This is a genomic window from Accumulibacter sp., from assembly GCF_029255125.1.
In the GTDB taxonomy this organism is placed as follows: domain Bacteria; phylum Pseudomonadota; class Gammaproteobacteria; order Burkholderiales; family Rhodocyclaceae; genus Accumulibacter.
Genome location: NZ_JAPUVR010000149.1, coordinates 1 through 20114, shown reverse-complemented (window position 1 = coordinate 20114; position 20114 = coordinate 1). Strand labels below are relative to the sequence as shown.

At 66.7% G+C, this 20114-nt stretch carries 12 protein-coding genes; 5 read left to right on the top strand and 7 right to left on the bottom strand.

All coding sequences use genetic code 11. From position 1 onward, the window contains the following. Positions 1-25 precede the first annotated feature (25 nt). Together ccmB and ccmA are read right to left on the bottom strand one after the other, a co-directional pair. Positions 26-694, bottom strand: a complete 669-nt coding sequence (gene ccmB, locus Q1L59_RS16535) for a heme exporter protein CcmB (RefSeq protein ID WP_300334368.1) — start codon at positions 692-694, stop codon at positions 26-28. Then, positions 688-1344, bottom strand: coding sequence for a cytochrome c biogenesis heme-transporting ATPase CcmA (gene ccmA, locus Q1L59_RS16530; protein ID WP_300334365.1), 657 nt, complete (start codon positions 1342-1344; stop codon positions 688-690). Before ccmA ends, ccmB begins: the two co-directional genes overlap by 7 nt. A gap of 445 nt (positions 1345-1789) precedes the next feature. On the opposite strand from ccmA, the gene Q1L59_RS16525 reads away from it, so the two are divergent. Continuing rightward, positions 1790-2038 (top strand): DUF1272 domain-containing protein, encoded by a 249-nt coding sequence (locus Q1L59_RS16525; protein WP_300334363.1) that lies wholly within the window; start codon positions 1790-1792, stop codon positions 2036-2038. A 100-nt stretch (positions 2039-2138) separates the two neighbouring features. Here Q1L59_RS16525 and Q1L59_RS16520 read toward each other — a convergent pair whose 3' ends face one another. The 5 genes from Q1L59_RS16520 to Q1L59_RS16500 form a co-directional block, all read right to left on the bottom strand. Continuing rightward, entirely contained in the window at positions 2139-5426 is a 3288-nt protein-coding gene (locus Q1L59_RS16520; protein WP_300334360.1) for a hypothetical protein, read from the bottom strand. A gap of 17 nt (positions 5427-5443) precedes the next feature. After that, entirely contained in the window at positions 5444-8695 is a 3252-nt protein-coding gene (locus tag Q1L59_RS16515; RefSeq protein WP_300334358.1) for a DUF1156 domain-containing protein, read from the bottom strand. Then, complete coding sequence (locus Q1L59_RS16510; RefSeq protein WP_300334355.1) at positions 8692-9981, bottom strand: ATP-binding protein; 1290 nt, start codon at positions 9979-9981, stop codon at positions 8692-8694. The genes Q1L59_RS16515 and Q1L59_RS16510 overlap by 4 nt, the downstream gene beginning before the upstream one ends. 10 nt (positions 9982-9991) lie before the next feature. Beyond that, complete coding sequence (locus Q1L59_RS16505; RefSeq protein WP_300334353.1) at positions 9992-12694, bottom strand: TrlF family AAA-like ATPase; 2703 nt, start codon at positions 12692-12694, stop codon at positions 9992-9994. Positions 12695-12886: 192 nt separating this feature from the next. Next, positions 12887-16447 carry a helicase-related protein gene (locus tag Q1L59_RS16500; RefSeq protein ID WP_300334351.1) on the bottom strand — a complete coding sequence of 1187 codons (3561 nt, stop codon included), beginning with the start codon at positions 16445-16447 and terminating at the stop codon, positions 12887-12889. A 255-nt stretch (positions 16448-16702) separates the two neighbouring features. Between Q1L59_RS16500 and Q1L59_RS16495 the strand changes: the two genes are divergently transcribed. The 4 genes from Q1L59_RS16495 to Q1L59_RS16480 all read left to right on the top strand — a co-directional run. Further along, a complete protein-coding gene (locus Q1L59_RS16495) occupies positions 16703-17701 on the top strand; it encodes a nickel-dependent hydrogenase large subunit (protein WP_300334349.1) in 999 nt (332 codons plus the stop codon). Then, complete coding sequence (gene hypA, locus Q1L59_RS16490) at positions 17694-18035, top strand: hydrogenase maturation nickel metallochaperone HypA (protein ID WP_300334347.1); 342 nt, start codon at positions 17694-17696, stop codon at positions 18033-18035. The genes Q1L59_RS16495 and hypA overlap by 8 nt, the downstream gene beginning before the upstream one ends. A gap of 20 nt (positions 18036-18055) precedes the next feature. Continuing rightward, positions 18056-19114 carry a hydrogenase nickel incorporation protein HypB gene (gene hypB / locus Q1L59_RS16485; RefSeq protein WP_300334344.1) on the top strand — a complete coding sequence of 353 codons (1059 nt, stop codon included), beginning with the start codon at positions 18056-18058 and terminating at the stop codon, positions 19112-19114. 1 nt (position 19115) lies between these two features. Beyond that, a partial coding sequence (locus Q1L59_RS16480; protein WP_300334341.1) for an acylphosphatase occupies positions 19116-20114 on the top strand: 999 nt, incomplete at its 3' end.

Below are 20114 nucleotides of genomic sequence, written 5' to 3'. Positions count from 1 at the left end.
CGCGTACAGGGTCTTGCGTCGGTGTTCATTCGAGGGCCACGCGCAGCGCAGCGGCAGTCGGCCAGGGCGCAAAAAAGACACCGCCCAGCGTCAAGGCGCCAAGCAGCGACAGGTGGGCTTGCGGGCCAAGCCCGCTGACCGTCGCGTCTACCGCGCCAGCGCCGAAGATCAGCACCGGAATGTACAGTGGCAGGACGAGCAGTGACAAGAGCACGCCGCCACCGCGCAGGCCGAGCGTCAGTGCGGCGCCGATCGCACCGATGCCGGACAGCGCCGGCGTCCCGATGAGCAGCGACAAGGTCAGGACGACCAGCGCGTCGTGCGCCAGATCGAACTGGATGCCGAGCACCGGTGCGAGCAGAACGAGCGGCAGGCCGGCGACCAGCCAATGCGCGACGACCTTGCCGATGACGATCAGGCCGAGCGGGTGCGGCGCCAGCGCGAGTTGTTCGAGCGTGCCGTCACGATGATCGTCGGCGAACAGACGCGGCAGCGAGAGCATCGTCGCGAGCAGCGCGGCAACCCACAGCACACCCGGCGCCAGCCGGCGCAGTTGATCGGGTTCCGGGCCAACGCCGAGCGGAAACAGGCTGACGACGATGATGAAGAAGAAGACGGCGGCGGCGATGTCGGCCTGCCGCCGCAGCGCCAGACGCAGATCGCGCCCGACGACGGCGCCGATCACGCTCAGCATGACGCCCTCGCAGCACCCGCCGAGCTCACCGCCAAGCCGCCCAGCCAGACTTCGCGCACCGCGCCGGCAGCCACCGTCACCGCCTGATGCGTGGTCAGTACGGCCAGCCCGCCGCGTTGCAGATGCGCGCCGATCAGCCCGGCGACCAGGTCGACGGCCGCCTTGTCGAGGGCCACGTAGGGCTCGTCGAGCACCCACAGCGCGCGCCTCTCGTACACCAGGCGGGCCAGCGCGGCGCGCCGCTTCTGCCCCTGCGACAGATAGCGGCAGGCGAGATCGACGCGCCCCTGCAGGCCGACGCGTTCGAGCGCGGCGAGCGCGGCGTCCTCGCTGAGCGGCTCCTGCGCCAGCCGCGCTGCCGTCAGCAGGTTCTCCAGCGGCGTCAGTTCGTCCTTGATCGCGTTCTGGTGTCCGAGATAGCACAGGACGCTGCGGAACTCGTCGCCCAGCCGGCTGATCGGCTGCCCGCACCAGCGAATTTCGCCGCTCGCCACCGGCGTCAGCGCGCACAGCATGCGCAGCAGGCTCGTCTTGCCGGAGCCGTTCGCGCCCTGCAGATAAAGCATTTCGCCTCCGGCCAGACGGAAGCTGAGGTCCGCAAACAGGCGGCGGTCGCCACGGACACATTCCAGATTGAGGGCTTCAAGCATTGAGAGGAGGGGGCGGCCAGAACAAAGGCCGGCGGCGCCGTATTGTGAGGCCGCGAGTGTACCGCTGGATTGACCAGAATCAAAATCGATTCAACGGCTTTTGCGGCCGCTTGCAAGCTTCGCGCCGAGCCCGCGCCGACGCGCTGGCGCGCCCCGGGGCTGGCCGAGGCAGTGCCGGGCCGCCGGGGAGCGCGCGCGAACCGCGCTGGCCGCCGCATTTCCTCCCCCCACATTGCCCAGCCGCCGGTCCCGGCCTATGCTGCGCGTGTTACCGCGCGGGCCAGGCGGCGACCCTTGGCCAGCCCGTTGCGGCGATGCGCCACCGCGCAGTCGCCTTTTCCATATCGGGCATCCTGGGCATCTTGAGCATCCTTTCCCTCGTTCCCGTCTTTCCCACCGTTTCCCCATCGTTCCCGACCAGAACACCGCCCTGCTGGAGGTACCCATGCTGGAACTCAGACCAAACTGCGAATGCTGCGACAAGGACCTGCCACCCGACTCGACGGAAGCGCGCATCTGTTCGTTCGAGTGCACTTTCTGCGCCACGTGCGCCGACGGCGTTCTCGGCGGGAAATGCCCGAACTGCTCGGGCGAGCTACTCGTCCGCCCACGCCGCCCAGCGGACAAGCTGGCAAACAATCCGCCGTCGAGCGAACGCGTCCATCACCCGACCCCTTGCCGCCGGGCCGCCTGAGCCGCCGGCGCCCGCGCTGGTGTACCCAACTGGTCCGCACTCGCTGGCCGAAAGCCGCGAAAACGGCGCGCGTTCGACCAGGCGAGCGGTCCGCGCCTGACTACTCCAGCCGCATTCCCTGCTTGATCCCGCCGAGTATCCTGTTCATCTCGGTCAATACTTCATCGGGCAGCGCCTTGTCGGTTCCGACCTGAATGTGCAGCGAGAAGCGCAGTTGGTGCCCTGCGGCGGCTTTCGTCAGCTCGCCTAGCTGGTCGGCGAGATCCTGGATCTCGCTCGGACGAAGCTCGGTGGTGAGCTGCCTTGCCCGGTAAGCCTGCTTCGCGGGCGGTTCGCTGGTCTGCCAGCGAACGACCATTTTCACCCCGGCTGCGCCGCCGAAGTCGGTTGGCCAGTCATGTGAATCGGCCGTGCGCTCGAAAACGCCCAGGCGGAAAGCCTCGTCGAGCGCCTGCCGCACGAGCGGCCACGGCAGCACTCTGCCGCGCTTGTGTGAGAGCGAGGCATGGATCAGATGCGCACTGGCCTCTGGCTCCGTCCACGCCGCCGGCAGACTGGTCGGCAAGAGATCGGCGGTCGACAGCGCGGCTATCGGCGGCGGCAACAGCAGCGCCTCGGCGGTCAGAAAGCCCGCCGGAACGTCGTCTCCCCAGACGCTGATCGGCCCGTTCAGCAGCCACACGCGGGCTGCCCTGACAGCCGCCGCCACCGCGTCCTTGATCACCGTCAGCGCTGCGCCAGGAATCGCCAACGGCTCTGTGTAGCCGCCCTTGTCGACCGGCACGGAATGCTTGCCGGAGAAGTACGTGGCAACATCGCCCAGCGTGATGTTGTCACTGTCCGCCTTCCACAGGCCAGGGAGGGTTCCCGGCGCCAGCAGGGCGGGTTCGATTTCGGTCAGCGTGGCGGTACCCGAAAGTACGACCTCGAGTGACGGGTCGCGCAAGGCCACCTCATCGGGACGCGCCTTCCAGAACGTACGCACCGACCGGTCGGCGCGCGTTACCTGCAGGACGAAGTTGCCAGCCTCGCAACCAAGCAGCAAGGTGTCGAGGATTGCCCCGCGATTCAGCATCTTGGGCAGTCGCGCGGTGGCCGCGAAAGCACCGACCAGATCCTTCACGTAGCGCGATCTCTCGCCCGCCCGCCAGAGGTCATACGGCCCACCGGGCAACAGCGCATCGGCATTGACCGCGGTACTCTCGATGCGCGCGTGCCGGTCGTTGACGATTCTGGTGAACAGCGGCTGATTGTCGGCGGACAGGCGAAACGCCGCAACCTCGTTCGCCTCGTTCACCGTCAGGATGACCGAGTAGGCCATGATCACTTGCGAGGTCATTTCACCGCGCGCCACACGCAGGTTGGCTTCGAGCTGCGTGAAGCGGACGGTATCGACGTCATCGCGGCTTCTCAGCAGTTCGCGGACCTTTTCCCAGCCGAGCATGTCGCGGACTTTTTCGCGCGCAAGCTCGATTCCCTCCCGGGACGGAACGGCAAGGACAATTGCGTTGCGGTTGGTGGCGCGCGGTCGGTCGGCCGCCGTCGTCTCGTCGATGAAACGCTTTGCCTCGGCGCTCGGCTTACCCGACTCGCAAGCCGCGCGTGGACCGAGCACCGCGTAATGGAATTCACCGTCGTCGTCGATCTCCGCCGGCCGCGACGGCAGCAGGTGAACGATCGCGCCCATGGCGCGCGCACCCTCGGTCAAACACCGGGTCTGAGCGATCTCGCGCGCCAACACATCGTCCAGCACGGTGTGCAGGATGTGCTGCCGGGCGTCGTCGTGCATCTGCTTGAGGTTCGGCCGCGAGCCCAGACGCCAGACCTTCGGCAGATTCCCGTCCTTCTCCGCCGTGCAGGTATCGTCGAGGTACCACGAGACCTCCGCCCAGCGCGCCAGCCCCTTGGCAAGATCGATGCTGTCGGCGCCGTTGGCGCCGAGCATGATCAACAACTCGCGCGTTTGCGCCCTCTGGCCGATCGGCTGCGAGTGCAGGAAGGTGGCGACAACCGCTTGCTCGATCTCGCGCAAGCCGAGCCCGAAACCCTCCTCCTGGATCTGTCGCGCTTTCGTCAGTTCGCCTTCCAGGATCGCCTGCCAGTCCTGCCGCCTGCCGTCGTATTGCTCGATGCGAGCAATCGTCGCCAGCTCGCGTGTCGCGTCGGTCAGCGCCCGCTCCGCCGGTGCGCAGAGCAAGACGGCTGGACCGATCATGGGCGACGGATCGCCCCATTTCTCGGCCTCACGCAGCGCGAGCGCAAAAGTCCGCAGAACACCACGCGTGCGCTGGAAGCCCTCCAGCATCGTCCACTTTTCAAAGAACACATCGGTAAGGTCCGGGTGAAAGGGAAAGCTGTTCAGATAGCGCTCCTCCGCCTGCGAACGGCTCTTTCTCGTCTGCTCGTCGAGCGCACAGATGCCGTTGAGCGCACTCACCACCTGCTGCTTCCACTGGCCGCGGCTGGTGTAGCTGGCCGGGGTAAGCAGCCGCCGACGCAGCACCTCGGCGACATCCTGCCTTTCCACCGGCTGCACGCCGGCGTCCGCGACGCGCTGGAAGACCTCGTAGAGCGCCTTCTCGATCTTCTTGCCAAGCTCGTCGCTGCGCGCCGGGTCGGATGCGAGCAGCGAGGCGACCAGCGCGCAGCCAGGGACGCGCCCAGCCGCCTGCGTCAGACACTGGAAGAAGTACGTCGCCTTGCCCAGCCAGTCGGCGTGCATGCCAACCGCCTGCCGCGCCCACATCAGCGCCTCGTCGAGCAGCAGCAAGCTCGCCAGGCCATCCCTCGCCGGCAGCGCAAGCAGTTCCTCGAGAACGTTCGTCGCGGGCGCCGTGTCCCGCTCGCCATCGTCCTTACCGAGAACCTTCAATCCGCTGCGGCCGCCCAACTGCCACGCCAGGGCCGTCCACGGCATCCGGCAGCGGCGCAGCGCACCGTCCGGCGCCCTGACCTCGATACCGGTCTCGAGATCGAGCCGGTCGAAGGCGAGCGCGGCAATGCGCGCCCTGGGCGGCCGCATGCCAATATGCGTGACGAACTCCTCGACCGCTGGCAGCCCGGGCAGATCGTCCGGCGCGGCGACGAGGTGTACGAGCGTGATCAGCGCATGCGTCTTGCCGCCACCGTAGGTCAGTTGAAGCTGGCGGACGGCCTTCTCCGACTTCCCGGCGAGCCGCAGAACCACGTCACGCGCCAGATCGCGCAGCCTGGCGGTCGGATAGGTCAGCGCAAAGAATTCCTGCGGATCGTGGTAGACCGACCGCTTCTGCCCCATCATCACGTCGTAGAGGTCAGCCGCGAACTCCTTCTGCGAGAGTTCGCCGTTACGGATATCCGGCCGCAAGTCGACCACCTTGTGCCAGGGCTTGGCGCTGATCTTGGCCATCTGCAGTTCCTTCTTTCCTATGTCCGGGGTGCGTCGTGCCGCGCAAGCGGCAACTCATCGTGTGCCGCTGTACTGCGGCCGCGCACGTGATTCGAGAGACTTTCCAGAAGCGAGCGTTCCTCGTCGCCTTGTGTCGCCAGTTCGATCAAGGCTTGCAGCAACTGCGCAAAGACCGCGCTCCGGCGCAGCCCGCGCGCGTCGAGGTAAGCGTCGACCTTGGTGACGTCGCCGCCTTTCCACAGGTGCATCAACTTGTGTACCTGGTCGATCAGCGGCGCCGTGCGACCGCCGTCGCCGTCCGCACCCAGCATGCGGTGCTTGCGCTGCGCCCATGCGCGCAGGCGGAACGTGCCGCCACCGCCGCTCGTCTCCTCTTCCTCGCCACTCTCGCCCGTCTCGCCCGCCGCCATCCTCTCGTCCGCGGCCTCTGCGTCTGCTGCCTTGCCACGGCAGAGGATCTCGTACTGATCGGCCAACTGCCGTTCGGAAAGATTGCACGAGACCGCGTACAGGATGCAGGCCCCGGCAGCGGCGTCCTTCAGGCCGAAGTCATTGCGGTGCAGGAGGTAGTAGGTGGTCACGTCGTCGAGGCCGACGCTGTCGCTGGCAAGCGCGCCGTTCAACGTGAGCACACGGCCAACGACGAAGTCGACGACGATACGGCGCACGTGGCGCAGAAACTCGGTCACGGTCATGACCGCACCAGTCTCGGACGCCTTCTTGACCGCGGGATACCGGCTGTACGCTTCGAGAGCCGGCCCGGTCGCCGCCCATACGAAATCGGGACCGCGAATGCCGGCATCCCAGAAGTCGCGCAGTCTGCTGACGATGCACGCCTGCATTTCCTTGAGCACCGGGGCGTCCCAGCCGGCGGGGACGGCCGGGTCGCGTTTCCGGCAGACCAGCCACACCGACGACGACAACGCGGCCGACGATAGCGAGCGCGTACGCGCTTCGCGTTCGGTCTGGATCGGCCAACTGCCGTCAACCACGAAGCCGGCTTTGACGATCGCACTGACCAGCGTTTCCCACGCGTCGGGGTGCTTGTGGGCGAAGACGATGACCAGGCGACCTTGCGGCCGGAGCGCGGCGAAACATCCGGCGAATGCCCGGGCCATTCCGGCTTCATAGTTGCGCTTCGATGCCTCGCGGTCGCCGCCAAAACGGGACGCATCGTCGATCAGTTCGCCGTCGTTCGCCTGGTGATCCCATTTCGGCGCGAGCGGCGCAGCGAATCCCCGGTCCAGCGCGGGAGATAGCCCAGCCAGCGTTCGCCGCAGCCAGACGTAGAAGAAGTCCATCAGATCCGAATACGGAATCGCGTCGTAGTACGGTGGGTCGGTTACCACAAGGTCGAAATCGCCGTGCAAGGGGCACGTTGCCGAGCCCAGCTCGACTCTGGCTGGCGGCGCGTCGCCGGCGAAGCTGGCGGTATGCTCAACGAAGCGCGCCAGCCACTCGACACCGCCCGGATATCCGCCTGAGGCGTCTGCCAGGACCGAGGTCTCGGCGAAATCCCAGTTCATCGGCAGCGCGAAACGCACGAAAGTATTCCTGATCTTGTCGTATCCCACCGTCCAGGAGCACAGCGCACTTCCGCGGTCGGCGATGCGGTCGACAACGGTAGCGGCCAGAGCCGCGATCGACTCCGCCTGAACCTCAGGGTAGCCCTGCGCCAGCAGTTCTCCCGGCAAACGGCGGGTCGCTTTCAGCAGACCTGCCAGGCCGAGCAACTGTCGTTGGGTAAACAGCTTGTGCCATTGGTTGAGGCCATAAAGGGGCACGCGAAAGCCAAGCGCATCTGTCGCTGCAAGTGGCTCAGTAGGCAATCCGTGCGGCACTTCCGCAAACACTCGCTCCAGTTGCCCGTCCGCGTCTCGCGCTGCCTCAATCTCGCGCGCAGTGGGCAAGCGGTACTCCTTGCCGCCAGGGGCATCGACGACCACCGCGGTCATCACCGCACCCAGCCTGCCAGCACGCGCCTCGAGGCGAATGTCCTCCATCGTCATGATCGTCCCGCAGCACGGGCACGCCGCGCCTGAGCGGCTCATCGTCCCGGCACCCAGCCGCTGGTCGTACTCGCGCCGCTGGGCAGACGTTCCACCCTGCGCTTCCGCCTTGCCGTCGATGGAAAACACTACACCCGTGCGGTCGGGGTTCGGTTCCATCGCCAACACGACACGCTTGTTGTCCTTCTTCGCGAGCCAGCGGGTTTTCAGCAACGGCACCGTGGCACGGCAGGCTTTGCAACTGACGGTGCGCGCCCAGAGGTAGGCGACCGTTGGCTTGGCGATCCAGCGTGGGTTGCTGTCGTTATCCAGGTAGGTCTTCTGGTCGAAACCGGCATTCAACAGCTCGATCTGCGGCTCACCCGCGTCGTTGGTCGGCACCAGCTTGAGCTGCTCTTCCTCGGCGCGCGCCAGGGCGACGCGCCGGTAGGGAACGAGCGAGCAGAACTCGGCATACGTTGGGTAGAAGCGCGCGAGTTCGCGCCTCGCCTCGCGCAGGACCCATCGCCCCCACGCGCGAACGTGCCACGCGAGGTCGGCTTCGAGCAGCGATGCAGCAAGCGGCTGGTGCTCGAACAAATCTCCCTGAGCATCGGCTGGCGCACGCTTCGCCAGCAGCTCTACGTGCGTCCGCAGGGCGGCCGGCTTCATCCCGAGCGTTTTGAGGTAGGCCGCCATGAACTCGCCATCGGCGAGCGCGAAATCGGGCAAGCGGCGCCGCTTGCCGGCCAGCTTTTGCGGATATTCCAGCGTGCACTTGAGGATGAACCAGGCCACCGGGTTGATGTCGACCGCGGTCACCTCACAGCCGAGGCGCATCGCTTCCAGCGGGATGGCGCCGCCGCCGGCGAAGGGGTCGAGAACCTTCGGCGCCCGGCCGCCATACGCCTGACGGATCTCGGCGCGAAACCAAGCCAGATCGGGACCCGACTCGCGCCCCCAGTGCAGGATGCCGCCGTGTGTCTCCTCGGACTCCACCTCCTCGACCTTGCCGGACGGCAGTCTCTTGCGCTTGACCGACTTGACGACCGTTCCTGCCAGCCGCTGCAGAATCTCGTCGCGCTTTTCCTTGTCGCCCGGGTCCGGGAGCAAGGTGGCGATGAGCGCCGCGCGCGCCGCCGCCAAGGGCCGCCGCGCCGGCCAGATGTGCAGCGTCGACAGGTGCCCGTGGCGGACGTTCTTTTCGTGAACGGCATCGATCGACGTCTGTTTCAGCGGAAACGCGACTTCGATCAGCCGCTTGCCCTGCGGGTCGTTCATCCTGCCCTCGCTTCTTTCCAGAGACGGACGATGAAACGCTCGTCGTCCTCGACCAGATCGGGTTCCGTCCCGTTGTGCGCACGCATGCCGGCGACGATCTTGCGCGGAACGCCAAGGCCGCTCGCCTCGACGTAGCGGTAATCGCGCAGAACCTCCTTGATCAGTTCGTTGCGCGAGGCGCGATAGCCGGCGCGCATCTTGTCGACGGTTACGGTGTTCGGCAGCCGGCCCGGAGAAATGATTTCGATGCGGTCCACGTAGATCGACACTTCGATATCGAGAACCGTGAGCGTGTAGTCGCGATGCACGATCGCATTGACGATCGCTTCGCGCACCGCCTCGAGCGGATAGTCCCAGCGCTCGCGCCGTTGGCCGCCGGCATCGATCCAGGCCTCGACCTCGACGTTGCGGCGAACGAAGTCGAGCGCCTGCTCGATGACGCCGGACTCGACGGCGCTGGAGCTCTCCGAGAACGACCTTGGCACGGCGGGATACTCGACACCGCCGCCGGCTTCGCCATACAGCGAAACGATCGGCCCACGCAGGCTCTCCCTGGCCTTCGCGTTGTAGTCCTTGGTGCAGCCCGGATAAGCCGCCGCGCTGATCCCGGCATGCGGCAGGTAGCGGTTCGGCCGCGTGCCGAAGAGCAGCAATCCTCCGGCACTCGGCATCAGGCGGTCGCGGTCCTCGTACATCAGTTCGGTATTGGCGAGCAGCCGCGTCCAGCCCTCGCCGTCGCCCGCTGCGGGATAAGCCTGCCGGCGAACGTCGCGGAAATAGTTGGTCAGACGCCGCGCGTCGAGATCCTTCAACGACGCTCCGGGAATCGGCTTGCGGTCGTACTGCAAGCGCCCTGATTGCATGTACAGCCGCGCTTCCTCGTCGTCCGTCGCCTCGCGCGAGGTCGTCCCAACGCGCACCTGCGTCGCCCAGGCACTCCCCCGTTTGGCCTTGTAGGGTTTGTCGGGAGCGTCTGCCGGCAGGGAGATGACGCCAACGCGCTTGCCATCGCCCCAGTCGAGCGTCTCCCAGAACGGAATCGCGGCCGGACGCAGGTGAACGCGAGCAACCTCCATCACCCATTCCTCGGCCCTCTCCGCTGGGCGTGTCAATCCTGAAACCGTGCTGCCGTCCGGCTCGACGCCGAGCACGATGTAGCCGCCTCTCAGGTTGAGGAGCGCCGCCATCTCCTTGGCCAGCGCTTCTGGCCGGATGTCGTCGCGCTTGAACTCGACACCCGAGTTCTCGCCGTTGCGGATGAGCTCGGTCAGCTCGGTTCGATTCATGTCGCTCTCCTCAGAAGCCGTACTTGCGCCGGCGGCGCTCGAAGGCCGCTCTGCCGCCTTCGAGGATTTCTTCGACCAGGGCGCACACCGGCGGTGCGTCGATCGACCCCATGTGTTGGCGGTCGATCGAAGCGCGCCCGCGCTCGGCCTCACCGGAAGCGGCCAGCCCGACGATCAGTTCGGCATCGCCCAGCACCGGGATGTTTGCGTTGTGCGTCGAGAAAATGAACTGGCGACGCTGCTTCTCGGCACGCATGCGGGGAACGACTCCCTCACTGATGAAGCGGTTGTCAAGATCGTCTTCAGGTTGATCGACGATCAGCGGCGCATCGGATTCGAGCAGCAGCAAGAAGAGGACCGCCGTTGCCTTCTGGCCGGTGGACAGGTCGTCCAGCGCCTGCCACACGGGCGGTTCGCCGGGAGCAGCCGTATTCAATCGAATCGTCGTCGACGACGCGAGCTCGAGCTCCTCGACGCGCATCAGCACTTCCGGCTCGGCCCTGGCCAGACGCTCCGCCTGGGCAGCAGGGATTCCAAAGTCGACAACGAAATCCGCGCCGCCGCTGCGGCACGCGTCGACGAAGCGGGTCAATGACAGGTCGGGCAGGCTACGCAGGCTGTCGATCGCTTCCGAAAGGCGGCCGCCGACCCTCTCCCGGAGAATCAGGAAGAGGGGTTCGCGATCGGCGGCTGCCGTGACCTGAACCTGCACCCGGTCTTGCAGCTTGCGGCTGACACTCGCGGCGGCGCGGTCCAGCCGCCGGAACTCGTCCGCCTTGAGTTCCTCCCATTCGACGAGAAGCTTGCGTCGCCGCTCGGCATGTTCCCGTTCCAGGCGCTGCAGCAAGGCCTGGCGTTGGCGCAAAGGGCGCAGTTCCTCGATCTGCCGGCGCAGCCGGATGAACTCTTCGCCATCGACGCGCGATTTCTGCAACTCGCGGAGAATCTTCGCGTAGGCCGCCTGTACGGCCTGCCCGCGCTGTTCCCACGCCGTCTGCACCGCAGCAACGCCTTGCTCGGCCCGGGTGATGGCCGCTGCAAGTTGCTTGACGGTCTGTTGCAGATCCGCCTCCAGCGTGACAAACACCTCGTCCAGGCCGGCGAGAACGTCCTTTCCGGGGAGGTCTTCGAGCGCTATTGCCGATACGAAGGTGCGATCGATGGGAAGCTCGCGGCGCAGGGCGTGTAGACACTCGGTGAACGGAGCCAGACGTTCGGGGATCGCCTCGAGCAGCTTCTCTTCGCGAACGAGCAGGCTCTGCTCGCTCAGGCGCTCCTCGAGACCGGCTTCGCGAAAGCGTTGCAGCGTTTCTTCGAGCGCGGGAAGCGCGCCCAGCCGCTCTTCGATCCCCTTTGCCTCGGCGCGTACATCGAGCAGGCTGCGGCGGCTCTTCTCGAGCTCGCGCCGCAGATTCGCCTTGCGCTGCGGCAGCCCGTCATCGCGCTCGACGAAGCGGTCGAGCAGGCGCGTCAGCTTGTCGCGGCTTCGCGTCAACTCGGAGATTTCGTGCTGGCCGAAGACCTCGATGCGCGGCAGGATGTCCTGCGGCAACAGATTCGACACTTCGCCGGAGCTCTCCCTGACCAACGGCGGGTTGGGAATCGTGCGCTCGATGCGGTACTCGCGCGGCGTCGGCCGGTGCGTGCGCACCAGCAGCGAGATGCGGGTGCCGCTCTTGAGCACCTGACGAACGATTCCCTCGTGCGCCTTGCGCGCCTCGTCGCCCATGGGCTCGAGACCGAGAACGGCGCGGATGCTTTCGATCACGGTCGATTTTCCGCTCCCCCGCCCCCCGACGAGCACATTCAGGTTTGGATTGAAGTGGACCGCTGCGCCATCCAGGAAGCCACCACCTTCCCAGGCGAGCGCAAGCAGCGCCGTGTGTTCCTGGCGCGCGAGCGGAGCGCGGCGGGGGTTGAGGCGCAAGCGCGAGGCGGGGTCGAGAAACGCCTGCCGCAAGCCCTCGATGCCGACCTCCGACATCTTGATCCAGCAGGTGGCCGCAGGGTCGGCAAGATCTGCCGGCGCAACAACATCCTTGGCGTTGATCACCGCAATCGCCAGGTCCTTTTCCGGCGCGTGCGTGCGTGCGTAGTTGGGGTCACGATTGCGGACGATTTGCTGCAGGTGGTGCGGCAGATCGTCGATTTCGCCCGGGATCTGAATGGCCAGCAGCGTTTCGCTTTGCCACGCCCGAATGCACGCGTCGCCGTGCAGCGCCTGAAACAGCCCATCGTTGTGGCTGACATGCGCGGCGATGGCGATTCCGCCCTGTTCGTGCACCTTATCGACGATTGCGCTGAAGGCCCAATTGGTCAGATCGGACGACGGACCCGGGTTGGAAATGCCGAACTCGCCGAGGAACCGACCCAGACGCGTTGGGTCGCTCGCCGGCGGGTAGATGCACAGGAGGTGAATTCCCTCGCTCGAGCCGAGTTCGAAACCCGGGAAGACGACGAGTCGATCCCCGGCGGCGCGGCGAAAGTCCTCGACGCCGCTCACGCTGTTGTGATCGGTGATCGCCAGAACCGAGATTCCGAGTTCCAGCGCCTGGTCCACAACCGCCCGGGCGTGCGTCGCCGGGTCGCCGCTGGCGGCGGCACCGCGAAAGTTGCTCGCATAGCCGTGCGGGTTCACCTGCAGCGCGCAGCGATGGAAGACAGCGCCTTGTGGGAGCCCGCGGGCAACTGCGATTGGGTCGTTGTTCTGCATTGCTTGCCTTGTCCTATCCTGTTCCGGCGGAACGCCGAGGGCTTGCGCGCCACGTTGAGCGATCGACCTTGTCTGAGGCAAGGCAGAATCTGCGCAAGGTCAGGCGCGCTGCTGCCGCGCGACAAGTTGCCGGCGCCGGCGCATTCCCGGTGTGTCGCCCACGCAGACTTGCCGTTTCGCTCCGGCAAGCGTTCACCGCAAAGTCTCCGCCGCTTCGAGGATGGCCCTGGCCGAAACAACAAAGCTCGCCCTGCCGCGGGCGATCAGCTTGCCAAACGGATCCTGCACGCGCAGCAAGCGCGGCGACGCACTGCCGCAGTCGAAGACCGTGTAGAGCCAGTAGCGATGGCGCAGATTGATCGCTTTCGCCCATTCATTCTCGCTCAGCTCGACCTCGCCGGTGTCGACGCGCCCCTTCACCTCAATTGCCCTCTCGCCGTCGGCACGTCGGGAGAAGACGTCGAATCCGGGGTGATCGGTCAATCCCGCCTGCCGCGCCCGCTCAGGCGTGGACACGTCGCGCACTTCGGCGCCGGCTGCCACCTCGAACGCCATGGTGATCTGCATGGCGATGCGCTCGACCTCGAGATCGCGCGCCATGACATCCCGCGGGTCGGCCGACGGCTGCACGAGGGCGGTCGCGATGTGCTCGACCGGCCCGGGCTCGATCAGCTCGACTGCGCGCCGTGCCTGCGCCAGCGCATGGTCGCGCCGCTCGTTCAGCCGGCGCTGTTGCGCCTTGATGCGCTCGAGCTCGGGCAACGCGCGCGGGTCGCCCTCCCGGGCACGTTGCGTACATCGCTGGCGCTGCGAGGCCAGCTCGGACTCCTGATAATCGTGCGCGCGCCGCAAGTAGTCCTCGCTGTGGCAGAGGTGATCCATTGCTTGCCGGCGACGATTGGCGCTCATACGGTCGAGCAGCGTGCCGGCGACGAATGCCTCCGCCACCCGCCGGCAGGTGTCGGCCTGGGCAAGCAGGTCGATGCTCGCCGCATCCACTTGCGGGGCCGCGCGCAGGAGCAGCATCTGCTCGAGCGAAGTCTCCTCGATGCGCGTGTCGGCGTACTGCTTGACGGCAAGCAGGCGTTGCTCGAGCAGCTCTTCCCGCTGCAGCGCGGCAAACGCCTCGTCGGCCTTGCGCACGACGTTGCCGCGCACGACGTGCAGCAGATAAGGTGCCGCGGCGCTGACATCGACGAAGACGGCGCCGCGCTGCCCAGACGCGCGACAGCGAGCTGCGGCCAGGGCCGACAAACGATCGAAGACGGCTTCACCGGGATGCAGAAACACCGCATCGCGACGATCCACCGGCCGATGGACGGTGAGTCGCGCGCGGACGGACTCGGGATAGTTTTCCAGCAGGGGAACGATGCTGTCCAGCGCCCCCTTCTTGCGTGCACGCAGCGAGAAGCTGCCGTCGAGGTCGCCGACCAGATCGAGGTCGATGATCGGCGCTGCATGCTCCAGGTAGCGGCGAACATAGCCGGGCAGCAGGTGGCGCATCTCCTCGATATGCAGCGCTTCCTGCAGTCTGGGCAGTTCTTGCGCCACCTCGCCGCCGCGACCGAAGATCGCCTGCTCGCGCGCTGCAATGGCGCGCATCTGTTCGACCGTCAGTTGACCGGCCAGGTCGAGTGCGGCGCGATCGGCGTCGGCTTCGGAAACGATCGCGCAGCGGATGTACTCGCTCAGCGAGAATCCCTCGAAGACGCGCCCGATGACGTCGAACACTTTGTCCGATCCCAGCTCCCGGCGAATTTCCTCCATCTTCTTCAGCAGCGTGTGCACGACCCGCCCTTCGCGCGTCTTGCCGGCAACGAGGTTGATGATCGCGACCCGATCGCGTTTCTGCCCATAGCGGTGGATGCGACCCATGCGCTGTTCGAGGCGCGCCGGGTTCCATGGCAGGTCGTAGTTGACCAGCACCCAGCAGAACTGCAGGTTGATTCCCTCGGCCGCGGCGTCGGTCGCGACGAAGAAACGCGCGCCGGGTCCCTCGGCCCCAGCCCGGCCAGCGTGTGGCCGGCGAAACAGCTCCACCTGCGCGTCGCGCGCGGCGAAGTCCAGGCCTCCGTGGACCTGCGCAACCTGCCCGACATGGCCCATCGCTGCGAAACGGCGAACCAGGAAGTCGAGCGTGTCGCGGTGCTCGCTGTAGATGATCACCTTCTCGTGCGCGAATTGCGCGCTGCGCAGGAGTTCGCTCAGCTTGTCGAACTTGCGCTCGAGGCCACGCGCGTGTACCGCTTCCGCCAGACTGACCAGTTCCTGCACCGCCTCGCGTTCGACCAGGAGTTCGGCCAGACTGCTGGCGACGAAAGCAGAAAGAGCCAGCGCCTCGTCCTTTTCGTGCGCTTCGGCGCCACCTTCGCTGCCCTCTTCGTCGGCGGTCGCTTCGAGCAGCGTGTCGCGCACCTGGCGATCCAGCCGCTGCTGCTGCTCGCGCAGGTGTTCTTCGCCAATGCGTCCGCAGCGGATGTCGTCGATCAAGGTGTCGAGCTTTTCCAAGCGCTTGCGCAGCGAGCAGAGCAGCGCCCAGGTGCTGCTGGCCAGGCGACGCTGGAAAATGGTCATCGCGAAGCGCGCCGCCGACCGGCTGAAAAGCCTTGCCTGGTCGTAGAAGTGGCGGATGTAAGCGGTCGTCCTGACGTACAGCTCGTGCTCGCTGAGCGGCCCCTGGCTCAGTTCGTAGCTGTGCGTGTCGCAAACGCGCAGCGGGTAGAGCGGTGCGCCGTGCAGGTCGACCATCTCTTCCTTGACCCGCCGCACGAAGTACGTCTTGCGCTCGTCTGGCGGGAAGGCGGCAAAAGCCGCTTCCGTCGAGAAGAGCTCCGGTTCAAGCAGCCGCCACAGGCAGTAGTACGGGAACGGCTTACCCATATGCGGCGTTGCGGTCAGCAGCAACAGGTGGTGCGCGCTCCAGCCGAGCCGCCACTCGTCTGGAATATCGCGCACCCCGGCCAGCGCCTCGGCCAGCCGGTAGCGGTCGGTAGGCCGAAAGCCGCCGTCGGCATCGCGGTTGGCGCTCAGCTTGTGCGCCTCATCGAAGACGACAAGGTCATAGGGCAAGGCGCGAGCGTCGCGCAGACAGCCGAACAAGGACCGCCCACGCAGGCTGTCGAGGCTGACGATCAGCAGATCGCTGTCGGCGCCAGAAAAGGGATTGCCCTGGCGCGCATCGCTGCCGGTGACGATGCGAAACGGCAGTTGGAACAGCGTGCGCAGCTCGCGCCACCAGTTGCCGACCAGCCCGGCGGGGACGACAACCAGGACGCGGCGCAGTGTCCGTCGCGACAGACTCTCGCGGATGTACAGCCCGGTCATGATCGTCTTGCCCGCGCCCGCATCGTCGAACAGGCCGAAACGCAGGCGCGGCTGCGGCAGCATCCGCTCGTAAACCGCGAGCCGCTGGTGGGGCAGGGGATCGACCTGGCTGATCTCGCTGGCGAAAGCCGGGTTGAACAGGTGGCCGCAGGCGAGCCGTTCGCCTTCGACCAGCGTAACGACCTGATTCGCATCGCCGAGGAAGTCCAGCTTGCGAGCGGCACGATCTGCCGCGTCGACGCCAGCCGCGATCGCCGCGCACTGCGCGTGCTCCAGTTCGCGCAGCCGATCCAGCGCCAGCGCCGACGGCCGGCTGCGCGCCAGCTCCCAGCGAGAAAGGGTCACGAAGTTGACCCCGAGCTGTGCGGCCATCGCTGCCTGGGTCAGGCCAAGTCTCTCTCGCAGCTTCCGGATCTCGCCTGCTTCCATCGCGTGCCGTCCCCAAAGACCGAATAGCCGTCCCTCTTGCCAATGCCACGCATCTTACTTCGAGATCGTGTGCGGTCCAAACGGCGATTAGTCTTCTGCATAGTTGCCAATGGCGCACCCCGGCGCTTTCCGCGTGCCCGCTTCGCCACACCGCGCCCGCCCGGCGCACAAACGCAGCGGCGAAGCTTTGATCAACGTCAAGACCGATGCAAAGCCTTGGCGTATTCTTCAACGACATCTTGCAAGAGCGAGGCTGTGGAGCAGGGATCTCTGGATCTGGTGCTGGTCTGGGACGGACAGCAGGTGGCGCGGGCACGCGTGTTGTCGAGGCAACCGACCGCCGACCGCCTGTTGCGCGGACTGCCGGCGGTGCGCACTGCCGAGGTCGTCAAACGCCTGTTTAGTCTTTGTCGGGCAGCGCAGGGCGCGGCCGCGCGGCTGGCAGTGCAGGCGGCACGCTGCCGACCGATGACGAGTCACGAGCGGCTCGATCTGGCGCTTGCCGTCGCCCGCGAAACGATCGTCGAGCATCTGGCGCATTTCCTCATCGCCTGGCCGGGCACCGGCGCTGCCGCGAATGGCGGACGGATCGCCGAATTCGCGCTCTGGCGGCAACGACTGCAGACGGCCGACGACCCGGCGGCAGCCGCCGAAATCGCGCCCGACCTCGAGCGCTGGCTGGCCGATCTTGCCTGGCCAACGCCGCCCGAGCTGCACAGCGCTGACGCGGTCGCGCTGCTGCCGCGCCTGTCGCCGGCCGAATGGGCGGCGCACGCGCTGAGCAACGACTTTGCCCGCTGGCCGACGCTCGCCGGCGTTCCCGCCGAAACCGGCGCACTCGCCCGCCAGGCGGGCGAACCTGAAGTGGCGGCGCGGCTCGCTGCCGGACAACGGATCGCCGCGCGCCTCATCGCGCGCCGCCTCGAATTGCAGCGGCTGGTGCGCGCACTTGCCGAGCCGGAGAGCCTGCTCGAGCGGTGTGCGGCGACGAGGATAGGCGAAGGCTGTGCGCTGGCCTGCGTCGAAACTGCGCGGGGCACCTTGCTGCATCGCGTTCAACTCGACGGCGAGCGCGTTGCGCGCTATCTGATCGTCGCGCCGACCGCTTGGAACTTCCATCCACAGGGCGCTTTCGTGCGCGAGATCAGCGGCTTGCCGGCGGCCAGCGAAGCGCTCGCACGGCAGGCCGGCGAGCGGCTGGCGCTCGCCCTGGACCCCTGCGTGGCCTGCACGGTGCGCCTCGAAGATGCATGAGATGTCGCTCGCGATGAGCGTCATCGACATCGTCGAAAACGCGGCGCGCGCGGGAAATTTCCGCCGCGTGAGCACCGTCTGGTTGGAAATCGGGCAACTTTCGGCCGTCGAGCCCGAGGCAATGCGCTTCTGTTTCGCCGCCGCGGCGCGAGGCACGCTGGCCGACGGCGCACAGTTGCAGATAATCGAAGTCAATGGTCGTGGTTTATGCTTTAATTGTGGGGAAACGGTGCCGCTGGCGGCACTGTACGACCCCTGCCCGGCCTGCGGCGGTTACCCGGTCCAAGCAACCGGCGGCACCGAAATGCGCGTCAAGGAGCTGGAGGTTGAATAACAACAGGAGACAGCAGAAGCATGTGCACGACTTGCGGTTGTGGTGTCGGGGATACGCGTGTCGACGGCAAGGCCTTGCCGGATGCGGGCGGGCAGTCCGCGGAAGGTCCGTCAGCGGAGAGTTCATCGGCGGAAAGTTCATCCGACGGCGACCCGCCGGGGTCGAATCAAGCTTCGCCGAAGGGCGCCGGCAACAATCCCGCGGCGAGCTACCGCGCGCTGGCGGCTGACGGCAGGGCACGACCAACAGCGCACGGTTTTGCGCACAGCCACCGGCACGGCGAGACGCACACGCACGCCGGCGGCGCGCCGGCCGAGAAGGCGGGCACGAGTACTGGGCACGCGCGCCTGGTGCAGGTCGAAGAAGACATCCTTTCAGCCAACAACGCATTTGCCGCCGCCAACCGGCGGCACTTCGCCGAGCACGGCATCTTCGCACTCAATCTCGTTTCCAGCCCCGGTTCGGGCAAGACAACGCTGCTTTGTCGGACGATCGAGGCCTTGCGCGCGACGCTGCCGATCGCCGTCATCGAAGGCGACCAGCAGACCAGCCGCGACGCGGAGCGGATTCGCGCGAGCGGCGTGCGCGCCGTGCAGATCAATACCGGCAAGGGTTGCCATCTCGATGCCCACATGGTCGGCCACGCCTGCGACGATCTCCAGCCGGACGAGGACTCGCTGCTGCTGATCGAGAACGTCGGCAACCTCGTTTGTCCGGCCGCCTTCGATCTCGGAGAGGCGCACAAGGTGGTCATCCTCTCGGTCACCGAAGGCGACGACAAGCCGCTCAAGTATCCGGCGATGTTCCACGCGGCGTCGCTGATGCTGCTCAACAAGGTCGATCTCCTGCCCTACGTCGATTTCAACGTCGAACTGGCAGTCGACTACGCGCGGCGAGTCAATCCGGCGCTGCAGGTCGTCGCGCTGTCGGCCACCAGCGGCGAAGGTTTCGCCGCCTGGCTCGACTGGCTGCAGACCGCCAGCCGCCAGCAGCAGGCGGGCAAGCGGGCAACGATCGCGGCGCTGCAGCAGCGGATCAGCGAGCTGGAAGCACAGCTTGCCCAGCACGCGCGGAGTTGACATGGCCGATTCGATCATTTCTCAGAGCATCCGCGTCAGCGGGGTGGTCCAGGGAGTCGGCTTTCGTCCTTTCGTCTGGCGCTTGGCGCGCGAGCTCGGTCTTGACGGTTGGGTGCGCAATGACTCGCGCGGCGTCGAGATCGAAGTCAGCGGCGCAGCCGAGCAGGTGAGAAGCCTGATCGAGCGTATCGAGCGCGAAGCGCCGCCGCTGGCCCGGGTCAATTCGATCGTCGCGCGCGACACGACGCGCGAGACCAAGGGTGGCGGATTCGTCATCATCGACAGCCGCAGCGGTCGCGCGGCGACAATGCTCGGGCACGACACGGCGATCTGCCGCGACTGCCTGGGCGAGATGTTCGATCCGGGCAATCGGCGCTGGCGTTATGCCTTCACCAACTGCACCAACTGCGGCCCGCGCTACACGATCAGCCGCGGCCTGCCCTACGACCGTGTGCGCACCAGCCTGAAGCCGTTTCCGATGTGCGCCCGCTGCCAAGGCGAATACCGGCAGCCGAATGACCGGCGCTTTCACGCGGAAGCCAGTTGCTGCCCGAAATGCGGGCCGCAGCTCTTTCTGCTCGACGGCGAAGGCCACCGCCTGCCAGGCGATCCGATCGCCGGCACGCTGGACTTGCTGAAGGCGGGCAAGATCGTCGCGATCAAGGGCCTGGGCGGGTTTCATCTGGCTTGCGACGCGCGCAACGCGGTCGCCGTCGCCGTTCTGCGCGAGCGCAAGCAGCGCGACGAAAAGCCCTTCGTCGTCATGCTGGCGAATGCCCCGTCGGCCGCACCTTTCGTCCAGATGGGCGTCGGCGAACCAGGCCTGCTCACCCTGGGGACACGACCGGCGATCCTGCTACGCAAGCGCTCGACCAGCGACAGCAATCTGCCCGGCGTGGCGCCCGGCCTCGCCTGGTTGGGCGTCATGCTGCCCTACACGCCGATCCAGTTCCTGCTCTTTCACGAAGCCGCCAAGCGCCCGCCGGGAATCGGCTGGCTC

Excerpts from the sequence above, each read along its gene's own strand:
- ccmB (WP_300334368.1), bottom strand. The coding sequence starts at position 694 with ATGCTGAGCGTGATCGGCGCCGTCGTCGGGCGCGATCTGCGTCTGGCG.
- ccmA (WP_300334365.1), bottom strand. The coding sequence starts at position 1,344 with ATGCTTGAAGCCCTCAATCTGGAATGTGTCCGTGGCGACCGCCGCCTG.
- hypB (WP_300334344.1), top strand. The coding sequence starts at position 18,056 with ATGTGCACGACTTGCGGTTGTGGTGTCGGGGATACGCGTGTCGACGGC.
- hypA (WP_300334347.1), top strand. The coding sequence starts at position 17,694 with ATGCATGAGATGTCGCTCGCGATGAGCGTCATCGACATCGTCGAAAAC.
- Q1L59_RS16525 (WP_300334363.1), top strand. The coding sequence starts at position 1,790 with ATGCTGGAACTCAGACCAAACTGCGAATGCTGCGACAAGGACCTGCCA.
- Q1L59_RS16505 (WP_300334353.1), bottom strand. The coding sequence starts at position 12,694 with ATGCAGAACAACGACCCAATCGCAGTTGCCCGCGGGCTCCCACAAGGC.
- Q1L59_RS16520 (WP_300334360.1), bottom strand. The coding sequence starts at position 5,426 with ATGGCCAAGATCAGCGCCAAGCCCTGGCACAAGGTGGTCGACTTGCGG.
- Q1L59_RS16500 (WP_300334351.1), bottom strand. The coding sequence starts at position 16,447 with ATGGAAGCAGGCGAGATCCGGAAGCTGCGAGAGAGACTTGGCCTGACC.
- Q1L59_RS16510 (WP_300334355.1), bottom strand. The coding sequence starts at position 9,981 with ATGAATCGAACCGAGCTGACCGAGCTCATCCGCAACGGCGAGAACTCG.
- Q1L59_RS16515 (WP_300334358.1), bottom strand. The coding sequence starts at position 8,695 with ATGAACGACCCGCAGGGCAAGCGGCTGATCGAAGTCGCGTTTCCGCTG.